We start from the raw sequence: 19,802 nt of genomic DNA, 5'->3' as shown, positions 1-19,802 counted from the left end.
GCATCAGGCGCCGGTGATCAGTTTCCCGGCCTTGGATATCCACGAGCCGGCATTCTCGCGCGGCGCAAGCCCGTTGCTCTGCAGGAGCTTGTAGGAATCCTTGTACCATGGGCTGTCGGGATAATTGGTGCCGAGAACGGCGGCGGCGGTCTGCGCCTCCGAAGTCAGGCCCATCGCATAATAGCTCTCGGTCAGGCGCGCCAGCGCCTCCTCGACGTGGCGGGTGTTGGAATAATTCTCGACCACATTGCGGAAACGCTTGACCGCGGCGATGTATTCGCGACGTTCGAGATAATAGCGGCCGATCTGCATCTCCTTGCCGGCGAGCTGGTCGTTGGCGAAGCGGATCTTTTCCTTGGCGTCATCGACATATTCTGAATTAGGCCAGCGCGTCACGAGATCCTGCATGGTCTGCACGGTCTGGCGCGCTTCCTTCTGATCCTGCGTCACGTCCTTGATCTGGCGGTAGTAGCTAAGGCCGATGATGTACTGCGCATAAGCCGCGTCATCCGTTGACGGATACAGCGTCAGATAACGCTTGGCCGACGAGATCGCTTCGTCGTAGCTGCCCTTGCGATAGTCGGCGAACGCGCCCATCACCATCGATTTGCGGGCCCACTCCGAATAAGGATGCTGGCGGTCGACCGCGTCGAACTTCTTGCTCGCCTCGTCGAGGCGTCCGGCATTCAGATTGGCGAGCCCTTGGTTGTAGAGAACGTCGGCCGGTTCGGTCTGGTCGACATAGGTCGACAGGTCGATATCTTTTTCCGACGACATGCAAGCAGACAGCAAGAGCGATGGAACAACCACCGAAAGCGCCAGGAAAACGGACCGCTGCGGCGCTTTCAATTGACCGACTCGCTTGAAGAACATGATTGGATTGCGCCCTTTCGGCGTTATTTCAGTGCCTGTTGCATATCGTTTCCCCAAAACTGGTCCCCACTTCCAGGCGACATGCACTATCGACGGCAGCAGCCATAAACCATAACCGCCTTGCCCGGCAACGCTATGTCTAGGCAATCGAACATTTTTGTGGCGGCCGGGCCGCGCCGGAGCATCCCTGCGATTTCGCCGGCAAATGATGCATTCATGCAACACCAGCGAGCTGCGATGGCATCCGGAAAGTGGCGGCGACTCAGATCATCCAGGGCGCATAGAGAGGCGCGTTGACGGCGCTCATCTCGGCCGCACGGCCGCGCTCGCGGCGGGTCGTTTCGACGATCTCGAACGCGGTACGGTCCGACAGCACGCGCCGCAAGGCGGCCGCATTCAGCCTATGGCCGCCACGATAGGAGCGGAAGCAGCCGATGAAGCGGGCCCCAGCCAGTGCCAGGTCGCCCATGGCGTCCAGCGTCTTATGGCGTACGAACTCGTTGGGGTAGCGCAAGCCGCCCATGTTGATGACGCGGTTGTCGTCACCGATGACCAGCGAATTCTCAAGCGAGGATCCCAGCGCATAGCCGGCGGCCCACAGCCGCTCGACGTCCTTCATGAAGCCGAAGGTGCGGGCGCGCGCGATGTCGCGGCGGAAAATGTCCGCATTGATGTCGGACGCGAACAGCTGCCGGCCGATCGCCGGGCTTTCGAAATCGATCTCGACCTCGAAGCGAGTGCCGTCATAGGGCCTGAACTCAGCCCAGGAGGCGCCGTTCTCGATGCGGACCGGCTTGACGATCCGGATGTAGCGCCGCTTGACCGACAGCGTTTCGATGCCGGCCTGGTCTATGGCCTCGACGAACGCCATGGCGCTGCCGTCGAGGATAGGGACCTCATGGCCGTCGATCTCGATGATGACATTGTCGATGCCGAGCCCGAACAGCGCCGCCATGATGTGCTCGACCGTGGCGATGTGCTCGCCAGAGGGATCACCGAGCATGGTGCACAGGTCGGTTGCGCCGATCTCGGAAAACAGGGCGCGGAACTCGCGACCTTGCCCGTTCTCACTAAAAAGCTGGAAAACAATGCCGGTGTCGGCATCCGCCGGGAGAAAGCTGATGGAAACTTCCTTGCCGCTGTGAACGCCGGTGCCCGTAAGCGACGCGCGCGTCTTCACTGTCGTCTGATAGTCGTGCAAGACAATCCCCATAAGCCCAAAATGCCTAGGTCCGCTTCTCCAGCCCGAGGGGCGCGGCTCTCTTGTAAAAATCGGCAGGCCAGGTCACTTCCCCCGAAATCCCGGCAAACCGACGACGGTAGGCAGCGAAGATAATGTCCCGTCAGGGATAGTCCAAATCACGGTTTCTTACTCTTTGTAACCGCAACCGACATATGGATAGCCTCTTAAGTGCTTGAATTTGCATTCTTTTAAACGTTAACAGGCAAGCAATTCCTTGCTTGCCTGTTAACAATTGTTACAGCCCGTTAACCGCTCAGTTGGCCTGGCGACGCAGGAACGCCGGAATTTCCAGCTGGTCGTCCTCCTGAGTCGCCCTGGCCTGCGGCGTCAGGCGGCCTTGGTCGTCGAGCTGGCCGCGACGAGGCGCGTAGAGCTGCGCGTCCTGGCTTGCCAGACGGCGCACTTCCGGTGCGGCCTGACGCAGCTTGGGCTCGCGCGGCTGCGCCGGCTGCAGGCGTGCAGGCTCTTCCTCGCGGCGCGTCAGGCCGTTGGTCAGACGCTTCAAGAGCCCCATCGGTCCGCTGTTCTCATGGTCGGCCGGGCGGCTCTTGGCGTCGACCTCGGCCTTCACGACAGGCGGAAAGTCCTCGACGCGCGGCATGCGCTGGGGAGCCATCGCGACCGGCTGCTGGACTTCGCGCAGGATCTCGCGCGGCTGAGGCGCCGGCTGCATCTGCTGGACCACGGGCTGCACCATCGGTTGCGGCTGCGCCGGCGGAGCCTGGAAGATCTTGCTCTGCGGACGGAAATCATCCGCATGGGCAATTGGCGCCGGACGGGCTTGTGCCATCGCCGCGGCGTTTGCTTCGGCCAGTTGGATCGCTTCCGCGACCGGATCGGCGGCGCGCGGCTCGAACGCAGCCTGCTGGACCGGCGCGGGGCGGCTTTCCGCCGCGGCAACGGCCGGGCGGGCGGCCGGCTTCTGCGGCGCGGTGCGGATCGAGATCGGCGCGGCGGCGATTTCGGCCGCCGACTTGTCGATGCCGGTGGCGACAACCGAGACGCGGATGACGCCTTCGAGCTCCTCGTCGAAAGTGGCGCCCAGGATGATGTTGGCGTCCTGGTCGACCTCCTCGCGGATGCGGGTCGCCGCTTCGTCGACTTCGAACAGCGTCAGGTCGCGGCCGCCGGTGATCGAGATCAGCAGGCCCTTGGCGCCCTTCATCGAGGTCTCGTCGAGCAGCGGGTTGGCGATCGCGGCTTCCGCGGCCGCCATCGCGCGGCCCTCGCCCGATGCCTCGCCGGTGCCCATCATCGCCTTGCCCATCTCGCGCATCACCGAACGAACGTCGGCGAAGTCGAGATTGATCAGGCCTTCCTTGACCATCAGGTCGGTGATGCAGGCTACACCCGAATAGAGAACCTGGTCAGCCATGGCGAACGCGTCGGCGAAGGTGGTCTTGTCATTGGCCAGCCGGAACAGGTTCTGGTTAGGGATGACGATCAGCGTGTCGACGCATTTCTGCAGCTCCTCGATGCCGAAATCCGCCGTCTTCATGCGGCGCTGGCCTTCGAAATGGAACGGCTTGGTGACGACGCCGACAGTGAGGATGCCCTTCTCGCGGGCGGCGCGCGCCACGACCGGCGCCGCTCCCGTGCCCGTGCCGCCGCCCATGCCCGCGGTGACGAAGCACATATGGGTGTTGGACAGGTGATCGATGATCTCGTCGATGCATTCTTCCGCTGCCGCGCGGCCCACTTCAGGCTGGGATCCGGCGCCCAGCCCCTCGGTGACATGCGCGCCGAGCTGGATCAGCCGGTCGGCTTTCGACATGGTCAGCGCCTGCGCGTCGGTGTTGGCGACAACGAACTCGACGCCGCGCAGACCGGCGGTGATCATGTTGTTGACGGCGTTGCCGCCGCCGCCGCCGACGCCGAACACGGTGATGCGTGGCTTAAGCTCGGTGATGTCCGGCTTTTGCAGATTGATGGTCATTGTCTCCGTCCTTTGCCTTTCCTGCCGCTTCGCCGCCGCGGCCACTTATGGGGCTGTCCCCGTCAATTAGAAACTGTCTCTCAACCACTGACTCATGCGATGCAGTTTTCCGCCCGTTCCGGTCATCCTGAGACCGGAAATTCCTTTCGCCGGATGGCTCTCGAAGCTCGCCATCTGCGGATAGATCAACAAGCCGACGGCCGCCGAGAAGGCCGGCCCCTTCGCCGCTTCGGGCAGGCCCGCCACGCCGAGCGGGCGGCCGATGCGCACATTGCGCCCCAGGATGCGGCGCGCCGCTTCCGGCAGGCCGGCAAGCTGGCTGGCGCCGCCGGTCAGCACCACGCGCTTGCCCACCGCATTGCCGTAGCCGGACTTGTTCAGCCGGTCGCGCAAAAGCTCGAGCGTCTCGTCGATGCGGGCACGCACGATGCGCGTCATGACGGAGCGCGGAATCTGGAGCGGCACTTCGCCCTCGTCGCCGATCGGCTGGATCGAGACCAGGTCGCGGTCATCGGCGCTGCCGGGCAACGCCGAACCGTGCATCACCTTCAGCCGTTCGGCGGCATCGAGCGAGGTGGACAGTCCCTTGGCCATGTCCAGCGTGACGTGGTTGCCGCCGATGGCGATGGCGTCGCCATGGACGAACTTGCCTTCCGAAAACACCGAGATCGTCGTCGTGCCGCCGCCCATATCGATGCAGGCGGCGCCCAGTTCCAGTTCGTCGTCGACCAATGCCGCCAGCCCGCTGGCATAGGGCGTCGCCACCATGCGCTCGACCGAAAGATGCGAGCGGTTGATGGAGAGCTCCAGGTTGCGCATCGGAGCGGCGTCGCCGGTCAGCACATGCATGTCGACGCCAAGCGTGTCGCCGACCATGCCGCGCGGATCGCGCACGCCGCGCTCAGCGTCGAGCGAGAAGCCGACGGGGAGCGAATGGACCACCTCGCGCTCCGTCTTCAGCGCCTGCTTGGCGCCGGCACCGAGCACCCGCTTGATGTCGGCCTCGTCGGCCTCATGGCCGCCGAGATTGATGGTTGCCGAGAAAGCTTCGCTCTTCAGCCGGCCGGCGGTCATGTTCACGATCAGCGAATCGACCGTCAGCCCGGCCATGCGCTCGGCGGCGTCGACGGAGAGACGAATGGCATGTTCGGCACGATCGAGATCGATGACGACGCCCGATTTGACGCCCAGCGACTTCTGGTGTCCGATGCCGATCACCTGGATGCGGTGCGAGCGTCCGCGCAGCAGCTTGCCGTCATCGCATGGCTTCAGCTTCGCCACCATGCAGCAGACCTTGTTCGAACCGACATCCAGCACCGTCAAGGTGCCGGAGCGGCGCGACGAGGCATCGCTTGAACCGCCAAGCCAGCTCATATCTTCGTCTCCGGCTTGCGCTTCAGCATTTTCGGCTTCTCGTTGAGCGCGGCTTCGCGCTGGGTCGCCGCCTCCGGCGTCAGTTGCACGACCAGCCGGTCGGACAGCCGCATGTCGACGGCGGCGATGTCGCGCGACAACAGCCCCTTGTCATGGTCCATGCCGACGAGTTCGGCGAGTGCCTGATCCTCGCCATCCTCGGGAAGCTTGACAGTGATGCCGTTGTCGAGCTTCAGGTCCCAGCGCCGATCGCCGACACGGACATAGCCCCTGATGCGGGTCGCGAGATCCGGGTATTTTTCGATCTTCGCCAGGAATTCCGGCGCCTTGGCCGGCGCGCCGGCTCCGATCAGCAATGGCAGCAGCACCTGCTTGCCACCCGAGAACGGTGCGATAACGGCACCGTCTTTTTCGATGACGGAGAGATCGCTGCCCTGCTGCCAAAGTGCGAACGCCTGACGCTCCTCGACGCGCACCTCCAACGTGTGCGGATAGACCTTGCGCACCGCGGCGACCTCGATCCAGGGCAAGGTGGCGATGCGTTCCCGCGCCGCCTCGGCATCGAAGCCGATCAGCGACGTCCAGCCATCGAGCTCGAGCCTGTCGAGAATATCGATCTCGGACGTCTGGCGATTGCCGACCACCTTGACCTGGTCGACGGCAAAGCCGGTCCGGGCAGTGATGCTCTGGACGATGCCGTCGGCATGACCGCCGAGATAGGCGCCATAGGCGCCGCTCGAGGCAATGAGCACTGCCGACATGATCGCGGCGGAGAAGCGCGGCGCCTGGAATTCGCCCTCGCCCAGGCGCGCCAGGATACGCACCGGGCGGCGAAGCACGCGCGGCAGCACGAAATGGTCGAACGACAATGGCAGGCTGAACAGCGCCGGCCCGGCCACGCCCTTCCCCTTGCCCTGCCCCCATTTCAACGCAGACACGAAGCGTCCTCCACCATCCAACTCAACAGATCGCCGAACGAATGCCCTGCCTGGGCGGCGATTTCAGGCACCAGAGACGTCGGCGTCATGCCCGGCTGGGTATTGACCTCGAGCCATACAACCTCGCCATTTTCGGAGTGACGATCGTCATAACGGAAGTCCGACCGGGAAACGCCCCGACAGCCGACAGCTTGGTGAGCCTTGAGCGCCAGTGTCTGTATTTTTTGGTAAATATTCGGTGAAACTTTTGCGGGGCATTCGTGTTTTGATCCGCCCGCGACATATTTTGAATCGTAGTCATAGAACGAATGGCCCGTCGGGATGATCTCGCAGACGCCAAGCGCCACGTCGCCCATGACGGCACAGGTCAGCTCGCGCCCATGGATGTAACGCTCGACCATGACGGTATCGCCATATTTCCACTCGGACGAGCCGATGACCTGCGGCGGATGCGACTGCCCCTCATGCACGATCACGACGCCGAAGCTCGACCCCTCATTGACCGGCTTCACCACATAAGGCGGCTTCATCGGATGGTTGTTCTGAATGGCGAAGCGATTGGCGACCTTCGATTCGGCGACGGGGACACCGGCCAATTTCACGACTTTCTTCGACTGCTCCTTGTTCATCGCAAGCGCCGAGGCGAGCACGCCGGAATGGGTGTAGGGAATGCCGAGATATTCGAGAATGCCCTGAATGGTGCCGTCCTCGCCAAAAGGACCATGCAGCGCATTGAAGGCGACATCGGGCCCGAGATCGGCAAGCACGGAGCCGACGTCGCGCCCGACATCGACGCGCGTGACTTGATAGCCTTCCGTCTCAAGCACATCGGCACAGGCCTTCCCCGAAGACAGGGACACGGGCCGCTCGGACGAGAAACCACCCAGCAGGACGGCCACATGCTTGTTTTTCATTCCCCGTCATCCCCTCTCACGGCGGATCAAAAACCAAGATTTCCGCAACATTGAGTCCGAGTCTCCCGGCAGGTTGCCCCCCAGACGGAAAACGCGGGAAACGCGTCGAACGACTCAAATCAGGAAACGCTTTGGAGCAGAGAATCAGAGAGTTGATTCACTGGCAAGTGCTTATGATTCCGAGAGATTCACTTTCTGAGAAAATGGATGCGAAAACCGTGCTGTTGAGTCTTTGGAGCAACGGTCGCGCGGTCGTTCCGGACCGGTTGAAGTTCATGCGTCACATGAACTTCAACCGCGGCTAGAGCAGCTGTCCAAGAAACTCCTGGACGGCGTGTCCGGGGCGGAAGTCCCCGATGCGCTTGATCTCCCAGTGCAGCCGGATGCCGGAATGTTCGAGCACCCGCGTGCGCACCGTTTCGCCGAGATATTCGAGTTCGTAGCCGGTCGCTGTCCCGGTGTTGATCATGAAATTGCAGTGCATGGGCGACATCTGCGCGCCGCCGATCAGCAGGCCGCGGCACCCGGCCTTGTCGATCTCTTTCCAGGCTGAGGTGCCTTCAGGATTCTTGAAGGTCGAGCCACCGGTCTTCTCGCGGATCGGCTGCACCGTCTCGCGATGGTTCTGCACCGCGTCCATCGCCGCCTTGATCACTGCCTTGTCCTCAGCAAAGCCCTCGAAAATCGCCGAGGTGAAGATCAGCCCGGACGGTGCCGACGAGTGCCGGTAGGCATAGCCCATATCGGCATTGCTCAGCGTCTGGACGTTGCCTTTGCGGTCGAGCGCACGCACCTCGACGACGCGCTCGCGCGTCTCGACGCCATTGGCGCCGGCGTTCATCCTCAGCGCCCCGCCGATGGCGCCCGGTATGCCGTGGTAGAAATGGAAGCCGCCGATGCCGGCTTCCAGCGCCACCGCGGCGATGCGCTTGTCGGGCGTGGCCGCGCCAGCCTTGATCGATGTCGGCGAAACAATTTCGGTTTCACCGAACCCCTTGGCCGACAGCCTTATGACGAAACCCGGAATACCCCCATCGCGCACAAGCAAGTTCGAGCCGACGCCGACTATGGTCAGCGGTATCTCTTCGGGAACCGCTTTCAGGAAAGCAGCGAGATCCGCCTCGTCCGCTGGCTGAAAGAGCGCCTCGGCCAGTCCTCCGGCGCGGAACCAGGTGATCTTGTCCATCTCGGCATTCGGCGTGATGCGGCCGCGCAGGCCGGCAAGCCGCCCGCCAAGTCTGTCGATCAGCGCCTGGCCCTGCATCATGAGACGGCCAGCTCCTTGGGCAGCGCATAGGCCCATTGCGTGATGTTGCCGGCGCCGAGGAAGACGACGAAGTCGCCGGGCCTGGCCAGATCACGGACAACAGGCGCTATTGCTTCCGGACCCTCGATGTAGCGCGCGTCGCGATGGCCCCCGGCGCGGATGCGCGACACCAGCGCATCCGAGGTCACGCCTTCGATCGGCTCCTCGCCGGCGGCGTAGACCGGCGCCACCATCACCGTGTCGGCGTCGTTGAAGCAGGCGGAGAACTCATTGAACAGATCATGCAGCCGGGTAAAACGGTGCGGCTGGGCAATGGCGATGACGCGGCCCTTGGTGGCGCTGCGCGCGGCTTTCAGCACCGCAGCGATCTCGACCGGATGGTGGCCGTAATCGTCGAACACTTCGACGCCATTCCAGGAGCCGGTTTGGGTGAAGCGACGCTTGACGCCGGCGAAGGACGACAGGCCTTTCTTGATCGCCTCGGCCGACAGGCCGAGCTCATGCGCCACCGCGATCGCCGCCGTCGCATTGGAAACGTTGTGGCGGCCGGGCATCGGCAGGCGCAGATCCGATATCGTCGTCTGGCCGCGTCCCTTGCGGTCGCGGATCACCACGTCGAATTCCGAGGTCGCGCCGGCCATGCGATGGTTGGTGAAGCGCACGTCGGCCTGCGCGTTCTCGCCATAGGTGATGACGCGGCGATCCTCGATTCGGCCGACCAGCGCCTGCACCTCCGGGTGGTCGGTGCACATGACGCCGAAGCCGTAGAACGGCACGTTCTCGACGAACTGGCGGAAGGCTTCGCGCACCTTCTCGAAACTGCCGTAGTGATCGAGATGTTCGGGATCGATATTGGTGACGACGGCGATATCGGCCGGCAGCTTGAGGAAGGTCCCGTCGCTCTCGTCGGCTTCGACCACCATCCACTCGCCGTCCCCCATGCGCGCATTGGTGCCATAGGCGTTGATGATGCCGCCATTGATGACGGTCGGGTCGAGCCCGCCGGCTTCGAGCAGCGTCGCTACCATCGAGGTCGTCGTCGTCTTGCCGTGCGTGCCGCCGATCGCCACTGCCTGGCGGAAGCGCATCAGTTCGGCCAGCATTTCGGCGCGGCGCACGATCGGCAACAATTTCTCCCGTGCCGCCTTCAGTTCGGGGTTGGATTTCTTGATAGCCGTCGAGACAACCACCACTTCGGCATCGCCGAGGTTTTCTTCCCTGTGGCCGACAAAGCATTCGATCCCCTTGTCGCGCAGCCGCTGCACATTGGCGCTGTCGGCCTGGTCGGACCCCTGCACCTTGTAGCCGAGATTGTGCAGCACTTCGGCGATGCCGCTCATGCCGATGCCGCCAATGCCGATGAAATGCACGAGGCCTATGGTCTGCGGCATCTTCATGCGTGCGTTCCCTTCTTAAAATCCGAAACGGTTTTGCGGGACGCAATAGCCTCTGTGAGATCGGCGAGCAACCGTGCGGCATCCGGTTTGCCGACCGACTTCGCCGCGGCAGCCATTGCCGTGAGCCGTTCGGGCTCGGCCATCAGGGCGCCGATCAACGCCGCGATGCGCTCGGGCGAAAGTGAGGATTGCGGCTCCACCTCGCCACCGCCGGCGGCCGCAAGGGCGGCTGCGTTCGCGGCCTGGTCGTGATCGAGCGCATAGGGGTACGGCACCAGCAGCGCCGGTCGGCCGATGACGGCGATTTCCGAGACGGTCGAGGCGCCGGAGCGCGACATCACCAGTTGCGCGGCCGCTATGCGCGCCGCCATATCGCTGAAGAAGGGCGAGACCTCGACACCAACGCCAAGCGCTGCATAGGCCGCCTTCACCCGCCCGACATCATCGGCCCGAGCCTGCTGCGTGATCACCAGCCGCTTGCGCAGGGCGTCGGGGAGCAAGGCGACGGCCGCCGGCACCGCATCGGAGAAGAACTGCGCGCCTTGGCTGCCGCCGAACACCAGCAGGCGGAAGGGATCGTTCCCGGCCGAGGCGGCGTAGGCGGTCTTTGCGGCTTCGAGCACCTGTGGGCGGACCGGATTGCCTGTCGTCACCGTCTTGGCGCCGACGGCGCTTTCGTCTTGCGGCAGGAAGCCACCGGCAATCGCATCGACGCGGCTGGCCAGCGCCCGGTTGGCGCGTCCCATCACAGCGTTCTGCTCGTGGATCAGCGTCGGTACCTTGCGCCGCGTCGCGGCGTAGAGCGGCGGCAAGGTCGGATATCCGCCAAAGCCGACCACGGTATCGGGCTTGATCCTGCCGATGATGGCGGACGCCTGGCGCACGCCGCGCCAGATTTTCCAGAAAGCGCCAAGCAGGGCAACAGGATTTTTCGAGCCCAGCGTCGCGGACTGGATCGGGTGGATGGCGGCGGCCGGGAAGTGGCCGGCAAAGCGCTCAGCACGGTCGTCGGTCGCCAGATGCACCGTCCAGCCACGCGCGTTCAACTCATGCGCCAGCGCCTCGGCCGGAAACAGATGTCCGCCGGTTCCGCCCGCCGAGAGAAGGATAACGCCTCTGGCCATGTCACCCCGCCGGCATGGCGCGCTGCGGCAAGGCAAAGCCCACCTGCTTGCGCTTTTCCGGCCGCTTGCGCGTCAGCGCCAGCACCATTCCCATCGAGATGGCGATGGCAATCTGCGAAGAGCCGCCATAGGAGATGAACGGCAGCGTCATGCCCTTGGCAGGCACCAGTTGCAGGTTGACGCACATGTTGATGACTGCCTGCAGGCCAAACACGGTGACGAGGCCGCCGACCGCATAGCGGGTGAAATCGTCATGCTCCTTCAGCGCCGTGTTGAGGCCGCGCAGCACGATGAAGGCGAAGATGGACATGATGAAGAAACACATAATCAGTCCGAATTCCTCGCCCGCGACCGAAAAGACGAAGTCGGCATGGCTGTCGGGGATGACCCGCTTGACGGTGCCCTCGCCCGGTCCGACGCCGAACCAGCCGCCATTGATCAATGCGTCGCGGCCCATATCGACCTGGAACGTGTCGCCTTCGCCAGTGAGGAACTTGTCGATACGCAGGGCGACGTGCGGAAACACTGTATAGGCGGCAAAGACGCCACCGACGCCGGCCGCTCCGAGCACGACAATCCACAGCCATGGCAGCCCCGCCATGAAGAACATGATGCCCCAGGTGCCGGTCGTCAGCATGGTCTGGCCGAGGTCCGGCTGCGCCACCAGCAGCGACACGACCAGCACCAAGAGCAACATGGCGAAGAGATTGCCCGGAATGTCGGGCTGGCGCTTGTGTTCGGCGAACAGCCAGGCGCACATGATGACAAAGGCGGGTTTCAAAAACTCCGAGGGCTGGATCGACAGGCCGGCAAGCGACACCCAGCGCCGCGCGCCTTTCACCTCAACGCCGATGTAGAGCACCGCCACCATCAGCACCAGCATCAGGCACAGCATGATCAGCGCCATGCGCCGGATCTCTCTGGAATCGAGGAAGGACACCGCCAGCATCACGCCGAGCGCCGGCACGGTGAAGATGATCTGCCTGGTCGCGAAGTGAAAACTGTCGAGGCCGATGCGTTCGGCGACCGCGGGACTTGCGGCGAAGGACAAGACTATGCCCAGCCCCATCAGCGATAGGAACGCCGCCAGGAACCAGCGATCGATGGTCCACCACCAGGTCGCAACCGGGCTTTTGTCGAGACGGCTCTGCATTATCGTGCCCCTCCGATGGGTTTGACGCCCTCGATAGCATTCGCAGCTTGCCTGAAGGCTTCGCCGCGGACCTCGAAATTCTTGAACTGGTCGAAACTGGCGCAGGCCGGCGACAACAGCACCACCGCCTCGCCGCCATCGTCCTTGGCCGCATCATGCGCGGCATGCTCGACCGCGGCTGCAAGCGTGCCCGATATCTCATACGGCACCGCCTCGCCCAGCGTCGCCGAAAAGGCCGGCGCCGCCTCGCCGATCAGATAGGCCTTGGCGATACGCGGGAAGAAGCCGCGCAGCGGCTCGATGCCGCCTTCCTTGGGCAGGCCGCCGGCGATCCAGTAGATGCGTGAAAAGCTCGACAGCGCGGGTGCCGCCGCATCGGCGTTGGTCGCCTTGGAATCGTTGACGAACAGCACGTGGTCCTTGCGGCCGACCTGCTCCATGCGATGCGCCAGGCCCGGAAAGCTTTCCAGTCCGGACTGGATCTCGCCGAGGTCGAGCCCGACCTTGAGGCAGGCGGCCACCGCGGCAAGCGCGTTTTGCGCATTGTGCTGCCCGCGCAGCGAGCCGATGCCTTCGAGGAAGGCGACCCGGCTGTAGCGGCCATGCACCGCTTCCATCAAATTGGTGCCATCGGCGAAATAGCCGTCGGTCAGCGGCAGCCGCTTCGAAATACGGATGACGTGCCGCCCCGCCCGCTCCAGCCGTTCGGCAATCTGCGCACACCAGGAATCGTCGATGCCGACGATCGCGGTCTCGCTGCCGGCAACCAGCCGCTCCTTGATCGAAGCGTAATGCTGCATGGTGCCGTGACGGTCGAGGTGATCCGGCGTCAAATTGAGCAGGATGCCGGCCGTCGGATTGATCGATGGTGCGAGGTCGATCTGGTAGGACGAGCATTCGACGACATAGTGCCGGTCGGGTTGCGGCGGATCGAGTGTCATCACGGCGCGGCCGATATTGCCGCCCATCTGCGTATCGCGGCCGGAAGCCTTCAATATATGCGCCGTCAGCGCCGTGGTCGTCGACTTGCCGTTGGTGCCGGTGATGGCGATGAAGGGGGCGGCTGGCGCGCCGAGCGTCCGCTCGCGGCAGAAAAGCTCGACGTCGCCGATGATCTCGACACCCGAACCGCGCGCCAGTTCCACCGTCCAGTGCGGCTTGGGATGCGTCAGCGGCACGCCGGGCGACAGCACGAAAGCGGAGAACGTCGCCCAGTCGGCTGTGTGCAGGTCGCCGGTTGCAATCCCGGCGGCTGCCGCCTTGGCGACACTGTCGGGATTGTCGTCCCAGGCCAGAACCTCAGCCCCGCCCTCGATCAGCGCGTGCGCGGTCGCGATCCCCGAGCCGCCGAGCCCGAAGAGCGAAACACGCTTGCCTGCGAAGGATGCGGCGGGAATCACGGGGCGCGCCTATCTGAGCTTGAGGGTGGAAAGGCCGACCAGCGCCAGGATGACGGCGATGATCCAGAAGCGGATCACCACCTGGCTTTCGGTCCAGCCGAGCTTTTCGAAGTGGTGATGGATCGGCGCCATCAGGAACACACGCTTGCCGGTCATCTTGAAGTAGCCGACCTGGATGATGACGGACAGGATCTCGACCACGAACAGACCGCCGACGATGACCAGCACGATCTCGTGCTTGGTGGCGACCGCAACGGTGCCGATCAGCCCGCCCATGGCCAGCGAGCCGGTGTCGCCCATGAAGATCGCCGCCGGCGGCGCGTTGAACCAGAGAAAGCCGAGGCCGGCGCCGATGACCGCGCCTAGCACAACAGCCAGTTCGCCGGTGCCGGGCACGAAATGGATCTGCAAATACTCGGCGAATACGGCATTGCCGGAGAGATAGGCAATGACGCCGAAGGACGCCGCCGCGATCATGATCGGTACGATCGCCAGGCCATCCAGGCCGTCGGTGAGGTTCACCGCATTGCCCGCCCCCACGATGACGAAGCAGGAGAACGGGACGAAGAACCAGCCGAGATTAATCAGGAATTCCTTGGCGAAGGGGAATGTCAGCGACGAGGAGAACGGCGCCTGGCCATTATGCATGATCGCCCAGGCGGCGATGCCGGCGATGACGAATTCGAGCGCCAGCCGTGCTTTGCCGGAAAAGCCGAGATGCGACTGTTTCGTCACCTTCAGATAGTCGTCGTAGAAGCCGATCGAGCCGAAGCCCAGCGTCACCAGCAACACCACCCAGACATAGATGCTCGACAGGTTCGCCCATAGCAACGATGAGCCGATGATGCCGGACAGGATCATCAGGCCGCCCATGGTCGGCGTGCCGGCCTTCTTGAAATGGGTCTGCGGCCCGTCGGCGCGGATCGGCTGACCCTTGCCCTGGCGCAACCTGAGCGAATTGATGATGGTCGGCCCGAAGATGAAGACGATCAGCGCCGAGGTGATCAGCGCCCCGCCCGTGCGGAAGGTGATGTAGCGGAAGACATTGAAGACCGAGATCTTGTCCGCGAAATCGACGAGCAGTGTGAACATGCGCTTTTCGTCCCCGACTTGACCCTAGGTCTGTTTGCCGATTGTCGTTTCAGCCGGGAACTTGCCCAGCAACGCATCGACCAGCTTTGCAAAGCCGATGCCCTTCGACGATTTGATCATCACCACGTCGCCTGGCCTCAGCGCGGCAAGCAGCACCGGCTTCAATTCTTCGGCGCCGGCGCGGTATTCCGTCCTGATCTCGCCCGGCAGCGCTTCCGCTAGCGCCCGCATCTCCGGCCCGCCGAGAAAGACGGTCTGCGTGCCGGTGCCGACGATGAGACCGGCAAGTGCAGCATGCAGCTTGGCCGAATACTCGCCTAGCTCCAGCATATCGCCCAGCACGGCGATGCGGCGGCCTTCGCCCGTCACCGGCGTCGCGTTGAGCAGCGCCATGGCGGCCGCCATCGAGGCGGGGTTGGCGTTGTAGCTTTCGTCGATCAGCGTGATCGGTCCACCGGGGTGGCTTGAAGTCGGGCCGCCGGGATGATGCAGCACATGGCGTTTGCCGCGGCCGCGCTCAGCCGAGAGATCGGCCAGCGCCAGGGCAACCTTGTCGAGATCGGCGCCGACCAGACGGGCCGCGCCGAGGACCGCCAGAATGTTCTGCACCATGTGGCGGCCGGGCGCGCCGATGCGAGCCGTCACCTCGTGACCGCCGATCCTGGCGGCAATGTCGGAATGATCGGCATGGACCTCGCATTTGACCAGTCTGAAGGTTGAGCGCGCGTGCTCGCCGAACCCATAGACATGCTCGACGCCGGCGGCGTGCGCCATCTTGTCGAGAAGCTTGAAACGCGCGTCGTCGCGGTTGAGGATCGCCGCGCCGCCAGGTTCCAGCCCTTCGAAAATTTCGGCCTTCGCCTTGGCGATCTCGTCCAGATTGCGGAAGAAGCCGAGATGCGCCGCCGCGATCATGGTGACGATGGCGACATGCGGCCTTACCATCTTGACCAGCGGCCTGATCTCGTCGGGATGGTTCATGCCGATCTCGAACACGGCATAGTCGCAATCGGCCGGCATGCGCGCCAAGGTGAGCGGCACGCCCCAATGGTTGTTGAACGACTGCACCGAGGCATGCACCTTGCCGACCGCCGACAGCACGTGGCGCAGCGCTTCCTTGGTGGTCGTTTTGCCCGCCGAACCGGTCACCGCGATGATCCTGGCCTGGGAACGGTCGCGCGATGCGACACCGAGCTTTTCCAGTGCCACCAGCACGTCCTCGACGACGATCATCGGCGCCGTCAGCCGGCCAAGCGACGGCAGCTTGCCTTCGGCCACGACCAGCACCCCGGCTCCGGCCTTGATGGCGGCGGTCGCGAAATCATGGCCGTCCATCGCCTCGCCCTTGATGGCGAAGAAAGCGTCGCCCGGCTGAAGGCTGCGGCTGTCGATCGAAATGCCCGATATGCCGTCCGGCATCGGCCCGATCGGTCGCCCGTCCATGGCGGCGACCAGCGTCTCGGATGTCCACAGCAAATTCATGCGGCACGCTCCAGCAGCGCGGCACGGACTTCTTCGTGGTCGGAGAAATGCAGGGTCTCGGTGCCGATCGTCTGGCCTTCCTCATGACCCTTGCCGGCCACGATCAGCGTGTCCCCGGCATGCAACATGGCAACGGCCTCGTGGATCGCCGCGCGCCGGTCACCGATCTCGATCGCGCCGGGAGCGGCGGCAAGGATCGCGGCCCGGATCGTCTCCGGCACTTCCGAGCGCGGATTGTCGTCGGTGACGATGACGACGTCGGCGAGCCGCGTCGCGATCTCGCCCATGATCGGCCGCTTACCGCGATCGCGGTCGCCGCCGCAGCCGAACACGACGATGACCCGGCCGGTGGTGAACGGGCGCACCGAGGCAAGCACGTTTTCCAGCGCGTCCGGCTTATGCGCATAATCGACATAGACCGGCGCGCCGTTTGCAGTCGTCCCGACAAGGTCGAGCCGGCCGGGTGCGCCCTTGAGTTTCTCCAACGCCTTCAAGGCCTTGGCGACTGGCGTTCCCGTGGAGATGGCAAGCCCGGCCGAAACCAGCGCGTTGGCTATCTGGAAATCGCCGGCCAGCGGCAGGTCGATCTCGTAGAGCATCCCGTCGGCCTCGACCTCGGCACGCTGGCGGTGGCGCTCATGCTCGACCCGCTTCAGCGTCAGGAAATCGCCGTGGCGGCCGACCGTCAGCACGTCGAGCCTTGCGGCCTTCGCCGCCTGGATGGTTGGCGCCGACCACGGATCGTCGGCGAAGATCACGGCCGGCGCGCCCTTCGGCAGCAGCGCATCAAACAGACGCAGCTTGGCCCGGTGATAGTCCTCGACCGTCGGATGGTAGTCCATGTGGTCGCGGCCGAGATTGGTGAAGCCGCCGGCGGCCAGCCTGACGCCGTCGAGACGGCGCTGGTCGAGACCATGGCTGGAGGCCTCCATGGAAGCATGGGTGACGCCGGCGTCCGCCAGTTCAAGCAACAGCTGATGCAAGGCGACGGGATCTGGCGTCGTCAGCGAGCCATAATCGTTGCGGCCCGGCGCCACCACGCCGGTGGTGCCGATCGAGGCCGCGGCAAAGCCGGCTTGCTCCCAGATCTGCCTGACGAAAGCGGCGACCGAGGTCTTGCCGCTGGTGCCGGTGACGGCCACCATCATCTGCGGCTGTTTGCCGAAATAACGGGCCGCGCTCAGGGCCAGCGCCAGGCGCGGGTCATCGACGGCCAACACTGGAACTGGCAGTCCGCCAAGGGCGCTGTCCTTGCCCGCGACGATCGCGGCAGCCCCTCGTGCGGCGGCGTCCGCGGCATAGGCGGCGCCATCCGCCTTGCTTCCAGCGAGCGCGAAAAAGACGACGCCGGGTTTTACCTGGCGGGAATCCGAAGAGATGCCGGTAACCTCCAGATCGGCGGAAGCTGTTCCTTCGACTGGCAGGATACCGGTTAGATTTTTGAGCTTCATCGAGTTCCGTTCACCGCAACAAAATAGCGCGCAGTTGCCGGCGCGCCCTAAGAATCATTGATAGGAAACCAGCGTTGCACCATTTTCATGGCTGAAATCTGGCTTCACGCCAAGCATGGCCGCGGAACGCCTGATGATATTGCCGGCCATGACCCCGGCATTCGCGGCCGCGACGTCCGTCATGCCCGGCTTTTCCGGGTGCGGAGCATCGGCAATCGTAAACACGAGATATTGCGGATCGTCCATCGGGAATGCGGCGACGAACGTATTGAAATTCAACTCCTTCGAGTAGCGGCCATTGATGACCTTCTCGGCTGTTCCGGTCTTGCCGCCAACGCGGTAGCCGGGGACCCTGGCATTTCTGGCCGAGCCCTTCTCGGCGTTGAGCATGTAGAGATAGCGCATGCCCTCGACCGTTTTGTCGGCTACCACTTTCTTGGCCGCCGCCATCGCGTCCTGCTGGCTGCGGACCAGGAATGTCGGCTCCATCAGATATCCGCCATTGATCAGCGCCGCGCAGCCGACAGCCGCCTGCAACGGTGTCGTCGACACGCCATGACCGAAGGCGATGGTGAACGAGTTGACCTGTTTCCAGACCTTCGGCTCAGTCGGACGGGCGACTTCCGGCAGTTCGGTCTGCATCTTGTCCAAGATGCCAAGACGATGCAGGAATTCGCGGTGCGCCTCGATGCCGACCAGTTCGGCCTCCCTGGCCGACCCGATGTTGGATGAATAGAGGAACACCTCCGGCAACGACAGCACGCGGTTCTTGCCGTGGAAATCGTGAATGGCCTGATGGCCGACCCGGATTGGATGCGAAGCGTCGAAGCGGCTCGCCATCGTCGCCTTGCCGGAATCGAGCGCCATGGCTGATGTGAAGCTCTTGAAGGTCGAGCCCATCTCATAGAGCCCCGCCGACATCCGGTTCAGCCGGTCCTTGTCTTGTGCATTGTAGGGATTGTTCGGATCAAAATCCGGCACCGAGGCCATGGCCACCACTTCGCCGGTCTTGACGTTGAGCACGACGGCGCCCGCGCCCATGGCGCGATAGCGCTCCAGGCCGGCGGCAATCTCGTCGCGCACCACATGCTGGACGCGCAGATCGATCGAGAGCTTCACCGGCTTGAGATCCTTCGCCACCGCCAGGCCCGACGCCTGCAGATCGCTCAGGCCCTGCTCGTCGATATATTTCTCCATGCCGGAGATGCCTTGATTGTCGATATTGGTCAGGCCGACAATGTAGGACGAGGTTTCACCACTGGGGTAGAAACGGCGCTTCTCGGTGCGGAAGCCGAAACCGGGAATGCCGAGCTGCATGATGTCGGCCTGCTGCTTGGGCGTCAGCTGCCGCTGCAGCCAGACGAAGCCGGCGCCGCTCTTCAGCTTATGGTAGGTCTGCTCGTAATCGATCTCCGGCAGCACCGTCGACAGCTTTTCGATCGCCTCGTCGGCGTCGACGATGCGGCGCGGCTCTGCAAACAGCGATGCCGTCTTGATGTCCGTCGCCAGCACCTCGCCGTTGCGGTCGACAATGTCGGGTCGCGAGGCCGTCACCCGGCTCTGCGGGCCGCCCGACATGTCGGGGGTCTGGAAGCCGAGATAGACAAGCCGCCCGGAAATGATCGAGAAGATACCGAAGAACACCGCCATCGTCATGACGATGCGCGCCTTGCCCTTGCCTCCGGTCGCCTTGCGGGCGCCATCGACCACGATTGAACCGTCTTCGCTGGCCCTGGGGCGACGTTTCAGCAGTTTGCCGATCATTGGGCGATGCCTCCGGTCACGATGGGATCCTTGCCGTCCGAGGGTGTGTTGCCGGAATTGTCTGCCATGCCGCCTTGGCGCCCGTTCAGGATGTCCTGGATGTCGAGGGTTTTGGCTGGCAGGTCGCCGAGGCCGACGATCTGGTGCGCGCTGACCGGCTCCAGTTCAAGCTGCGACTTGTAGAGCTCGGCGAGCTTCTGTAGCCGCGATGGCTGGGTGAGCAGGCTCCAGTCGGCCTTGAGCAGGTCGATCGTGTCCTCCTCGTAGCGTATCTCAGCATGGATCTTCTGCACTGCAGCCAATTGGTCCTCGGCCTCGCGCTTGGTTTTGTAGGTCAGGGCCGCCGCCGAGACCATGACGGCGATGAGGACGATGTCGCTGGAACGAAACACGT

General features: G+C 63.9%; 16 protein-coding genes. All 16 read right to left on the bottom strand.

Annotated features, from left to right (window positions below):
* Positions 1-3: 3 nt before the first annotated feature.
* Entirely contained in the window at positions 4-873 is an 870-nt protein-coding gene (locus tag FJ953_RS03285) for an outer membrane protein assembly factor BamD (RefSeq protein WP_140623132.1), read from the bottom strand.
* A gap of 262 nt (positions 874-1,135) precedes the next feature.
* Positions 1,136-2,086, bottom strand: a complete 951-nt coding sequence (gene lpxC / locus FJ953_RS03280; RefSeq protein WP_140495231.1) for a UDP-3-O-acyl-N-acetylglucosamine deacetylase — start codon at positions 2,084-2,086, stop codon at positions 1,136-1,138.
* A gap of 283 nt (positions 2,087-2,369) precedes the next feature.
* A complete protein-coding gene (gene ftsZ / locus FJ953_RS03275; RefSeq protein WP_140495229.1) occupies positions 2,370-4,052 on the bottom strand; it encodes a cell division protein FtsZ in 1,683 nt (560 codons plus the stop codon).
* Between the two features lie 66 nt (positions 4,053-4,118).
* The gene (ftsA, locus tag FJ953_RS03270) at positions 4,119-5,426 is read right to left on the bottom strand and encodes a cell division protein FtsA (RefSeq protein WP_140623130.1); all 1,308 of its coding nucleotides are present in this window, start codon (positions 5,424-5,426) and stop codon (positions 4,119-4,121) included.
* A complete protein-coding gene (locus FJ953_RS03265; RefSeq protein WP_140495225.1) occupies positions 5,423-6,364 on the bottom strand; it encodes a cell division protein FtsQ/DivIB in 942 nt (313 codons plus the stop codon). The genes ftsA and FJ953_RS03265 overlap by 4 nt, the downstream gene beginning before the upstream one ends.
* A complete protein-coding gene (locus FJ953_RS03260; RefSeq protein WP_140623128.1) occupies positions 6,352-7,278 on the bottom strand; it encodes a D-alanine--D-alanine ligase in 927 nt (308 codons plus the stop codon). Before FJ953_RS03260 ends, FJ953_RS03265 begins: the two co-directional genes overlap by 13 nt.
* A gap of 301 nt (positions 7,279-7,579) precedes the next feature.
* A complete protein-coding gene (gene murB, locus FJ953_RS03255; protein WP_140495221.1) occupies positions 7,580-8,545 on the bottom strand; it encodes a UDP-N-acetylmuramate dehydrogenase in 966 nt (321 codons plus the stop codon).
* Entirely contained in the window at positions 8,542-9,942 is a 1,401-nt protein-coding gene (murC, locus tag FJ953_RS03250) for a UDP-N-acetylmuramate--L-alanine ligase (protein ID WP_140495219.1), read from the bottom strand. The genes murB and murC overlap by 4 nt, the downstream gene beginning before the upstream one ends.
* Positions 9,939-11,066, bottom strand: coding sequence for an undecaprenyldiphospho-muramoylpentapeptide beta-N-acetylglucosaminyltransferase (gene murG / locus FJ953_RS03245; protein ID WP_140557537.1), 1,128 nt, complete (start codon positions 11,064-11,066; stop codon positions 9,939-9,941). The genes murC and murG overlap by 4 nt, the downstream gene beginning before the upstream one ends.
* A 1-nt stretch (position 11,067) precedes the next feature.
* Complete coding sequence (gene ftsW, locus FJ953_RS03240; protein WP_140557536.1) at positions 11,068-12,219, bottom strand: putative lipid II flippase FtsW; 1,152 nt, start codon at positions 12,217-12,219, stop codon at positions 11,068-11,070.
* A complete protein-coding gene (murD, locus tag FJ953_RS03235; protein ID WP_140495213.1) occupies positions 12,219-13,619 on the bottom strand; it encodes a UDP-N-acetylmuramoyl-L-alanine--D-glutamate ligase in 1,401 nt (466 codons plus the stop codon). The genes ftsW and murD overlap by 1 nt, the downstream gene beginning before the upstream one ends.
* A 9-nt stretch (positions 13,620-13,628) precedes the next feature.
* Complete coding sequence (gene mraY, locus FJ953_RS03230) at positions 13,629-14,711, bottom strand: phospho-N-acetylmuramoyl-pentapeptide-transferase (protein WP_140495211.1); 1,083 nt, start codon at positions 14,709-14,711, stop codon at positions 13,629-13,631.
* A 24-nt stretch (positions 14,712-14,735) separates the two neighbouring features.
* Positions 14,736-16,193 (bottom strand): UDP-N-acetylmuramoylalanyl-D-glutamyl-2,6-diaminopimelate--D-alanyl-D-alanine ligase, encoded by a 1,458-nt coding sequence (locus FJ953_RS03225; protein WP_140623127.1) that lies wholly within the window; start codon positions 16,191-16,193, stop codon positions 14,736-14,738.
* Entirely contained in the window at positions 16,190-17,644 is a 1,455-nt protein-coding gene (locus FJ953_RS03220) for a UDP-N-acetylmuramoyl-L-alanyl-D-glutamate--2,6-diaminopimelate ligase (RefSeq protein WP_140559521.1), read from the bottom strand. The genes FJ953_RS03225 and FJ953_RS03220 overlap by 4 nt, the downstream gene beginning before the upstream one ends.
* A 54-nt stretch (positions 17,645-17,698) precedes the next feature.
* Positions 17,699-19,408 (bottom strand): penicillin-binding protein 2, encoded by a 1,710-nt coding sequence (locus FJ953_RS03215; RefSeq protein WP_140495205.1) that lies wholly within the window; start codon positions 19,406-19,408, stop codon positions 17,699-17,701.
* On the bottom strand, positions 19,405-19,800 hold the full coding sequence (locus FJ953_RS03210) for a hypothetical protein (protein WP_140495202.1): 396 nt from the start codon (positions 19,798-19,800) through the stop codon (positions 19,405-19,407). Before FJ953_RS03210 ends, FJ953_RS03215 begins: the two co-directional genes overlap by 4 nt.
* Positions 19,801-19,802: the final 2 nt, after the last annotated feature.

Source organism: Mesorhizobium sp. B2-3-6, assembly GCF_006442305.1.
Classification (GTDB): Bacteria; Pseudomonadota; Alphaproteobacteria; order Rhizobiales; family Rhizobiaceae; genus Mesorhizobium.
The sequence above is the reverse complement of the archived record's forward strand: the minus strand, read 5'-3'. Positions and strand labels throughout refer to the sequence as shown.

Excerpts from the sequence above, each read along its gene's own strand:
- FJ953_RS03285 (WP_140623132.1), bottom strand. The coding sequence starts at position 873 with ATGTTCTTCAAGCGAGTCGGTCAATTGAAAGCGCCGCAGCGGTCCGTT.
- lpxC (WP_140495231.1), bottom strand. The coding sequence starts at position 2,086 with ATGGGGATTGTCTTGCACGACTATCAGACGACAGTGAAGACGCGCGCG.
- ftsZ (WP_140495229.1), bottom strand. The coding sequence starts at position 4,052 with ATGACCATCAATCTGCAAAAGCCGGACATCACCGAGCTTAAGCCACGC.
- ftsA (WP_140623130.1), bottom strand. The coding sequence starts at position 5,426 with ATGAGCTGGCTTGGCGGTTCAAGCGATGCCTCGTCGCGCCGCTCCGGC.
- FJ953_RS03260 (WP_140623128.1), bottom strand. The coding sequence starts at position 7,278 with ATGAAAAACAAGCATGTGGCCGTCCTGCTGGGTGGTTTCTCGTCCGAG.
- murB (WP_140495221.1), bottom strand. The coding sequence starts at position 8,545 with ATGATGCAGGGCCAGGCGCTGATCGACAGACTTGGCGGGCGGCTTGCC.
- murC (WP_140495219.1), bottom strand. The coding sequence starts at position 9,942 with ATGAAGATGCCGCAGACCATAGGCCTCGTGCATTTCATCGGCATTGGC.
- murG (WP_140557537.1), bottom strand. The coding sequence starts at position 11,066 with ATGGCCAGAGGCGTTATCCTTCTCTCGGCGGGCGGAACCGGCGGACAT.
- ftsW (WP_140557536.1), bottom strand. The coding sequence starts at position 12,219 with ATGCAGAGCCGTCTCGACAAAAGCCCGGTTGCGACCTGGTGGTGGACC.
- mraY (WP_140495211.1), bottom strand. The coding sequence starts at position 14,711 with ATGTTCACACTGCTCGTCGATTTCGCGGACAAGATCTCGGTCTTCAAT.
- FJ953_RS03225 (WP_140623127.1), bottom strand. The coding sequence starts at position 16,193 with ATGAATTTGCTGTGGACATCCGAGACGCTGGTCGCCGCCATGGACGGG.
- FJ953_RS03220 (WP_140559521.1), bottom strand. The coding sequence starts at position 17,644 with ATGAAGCTCAAAAATCTAACCGGTATCCTGCCAGTCGAAGGAACAGCT.
- FJ953_RS03215 (WP_140495205.1), bottom strand. The coding sequence starts at position 19,408 with ATGATCGGCAAACTGCTGAAACGTCGCCCCAGGGCCAGCGAAGACGGT.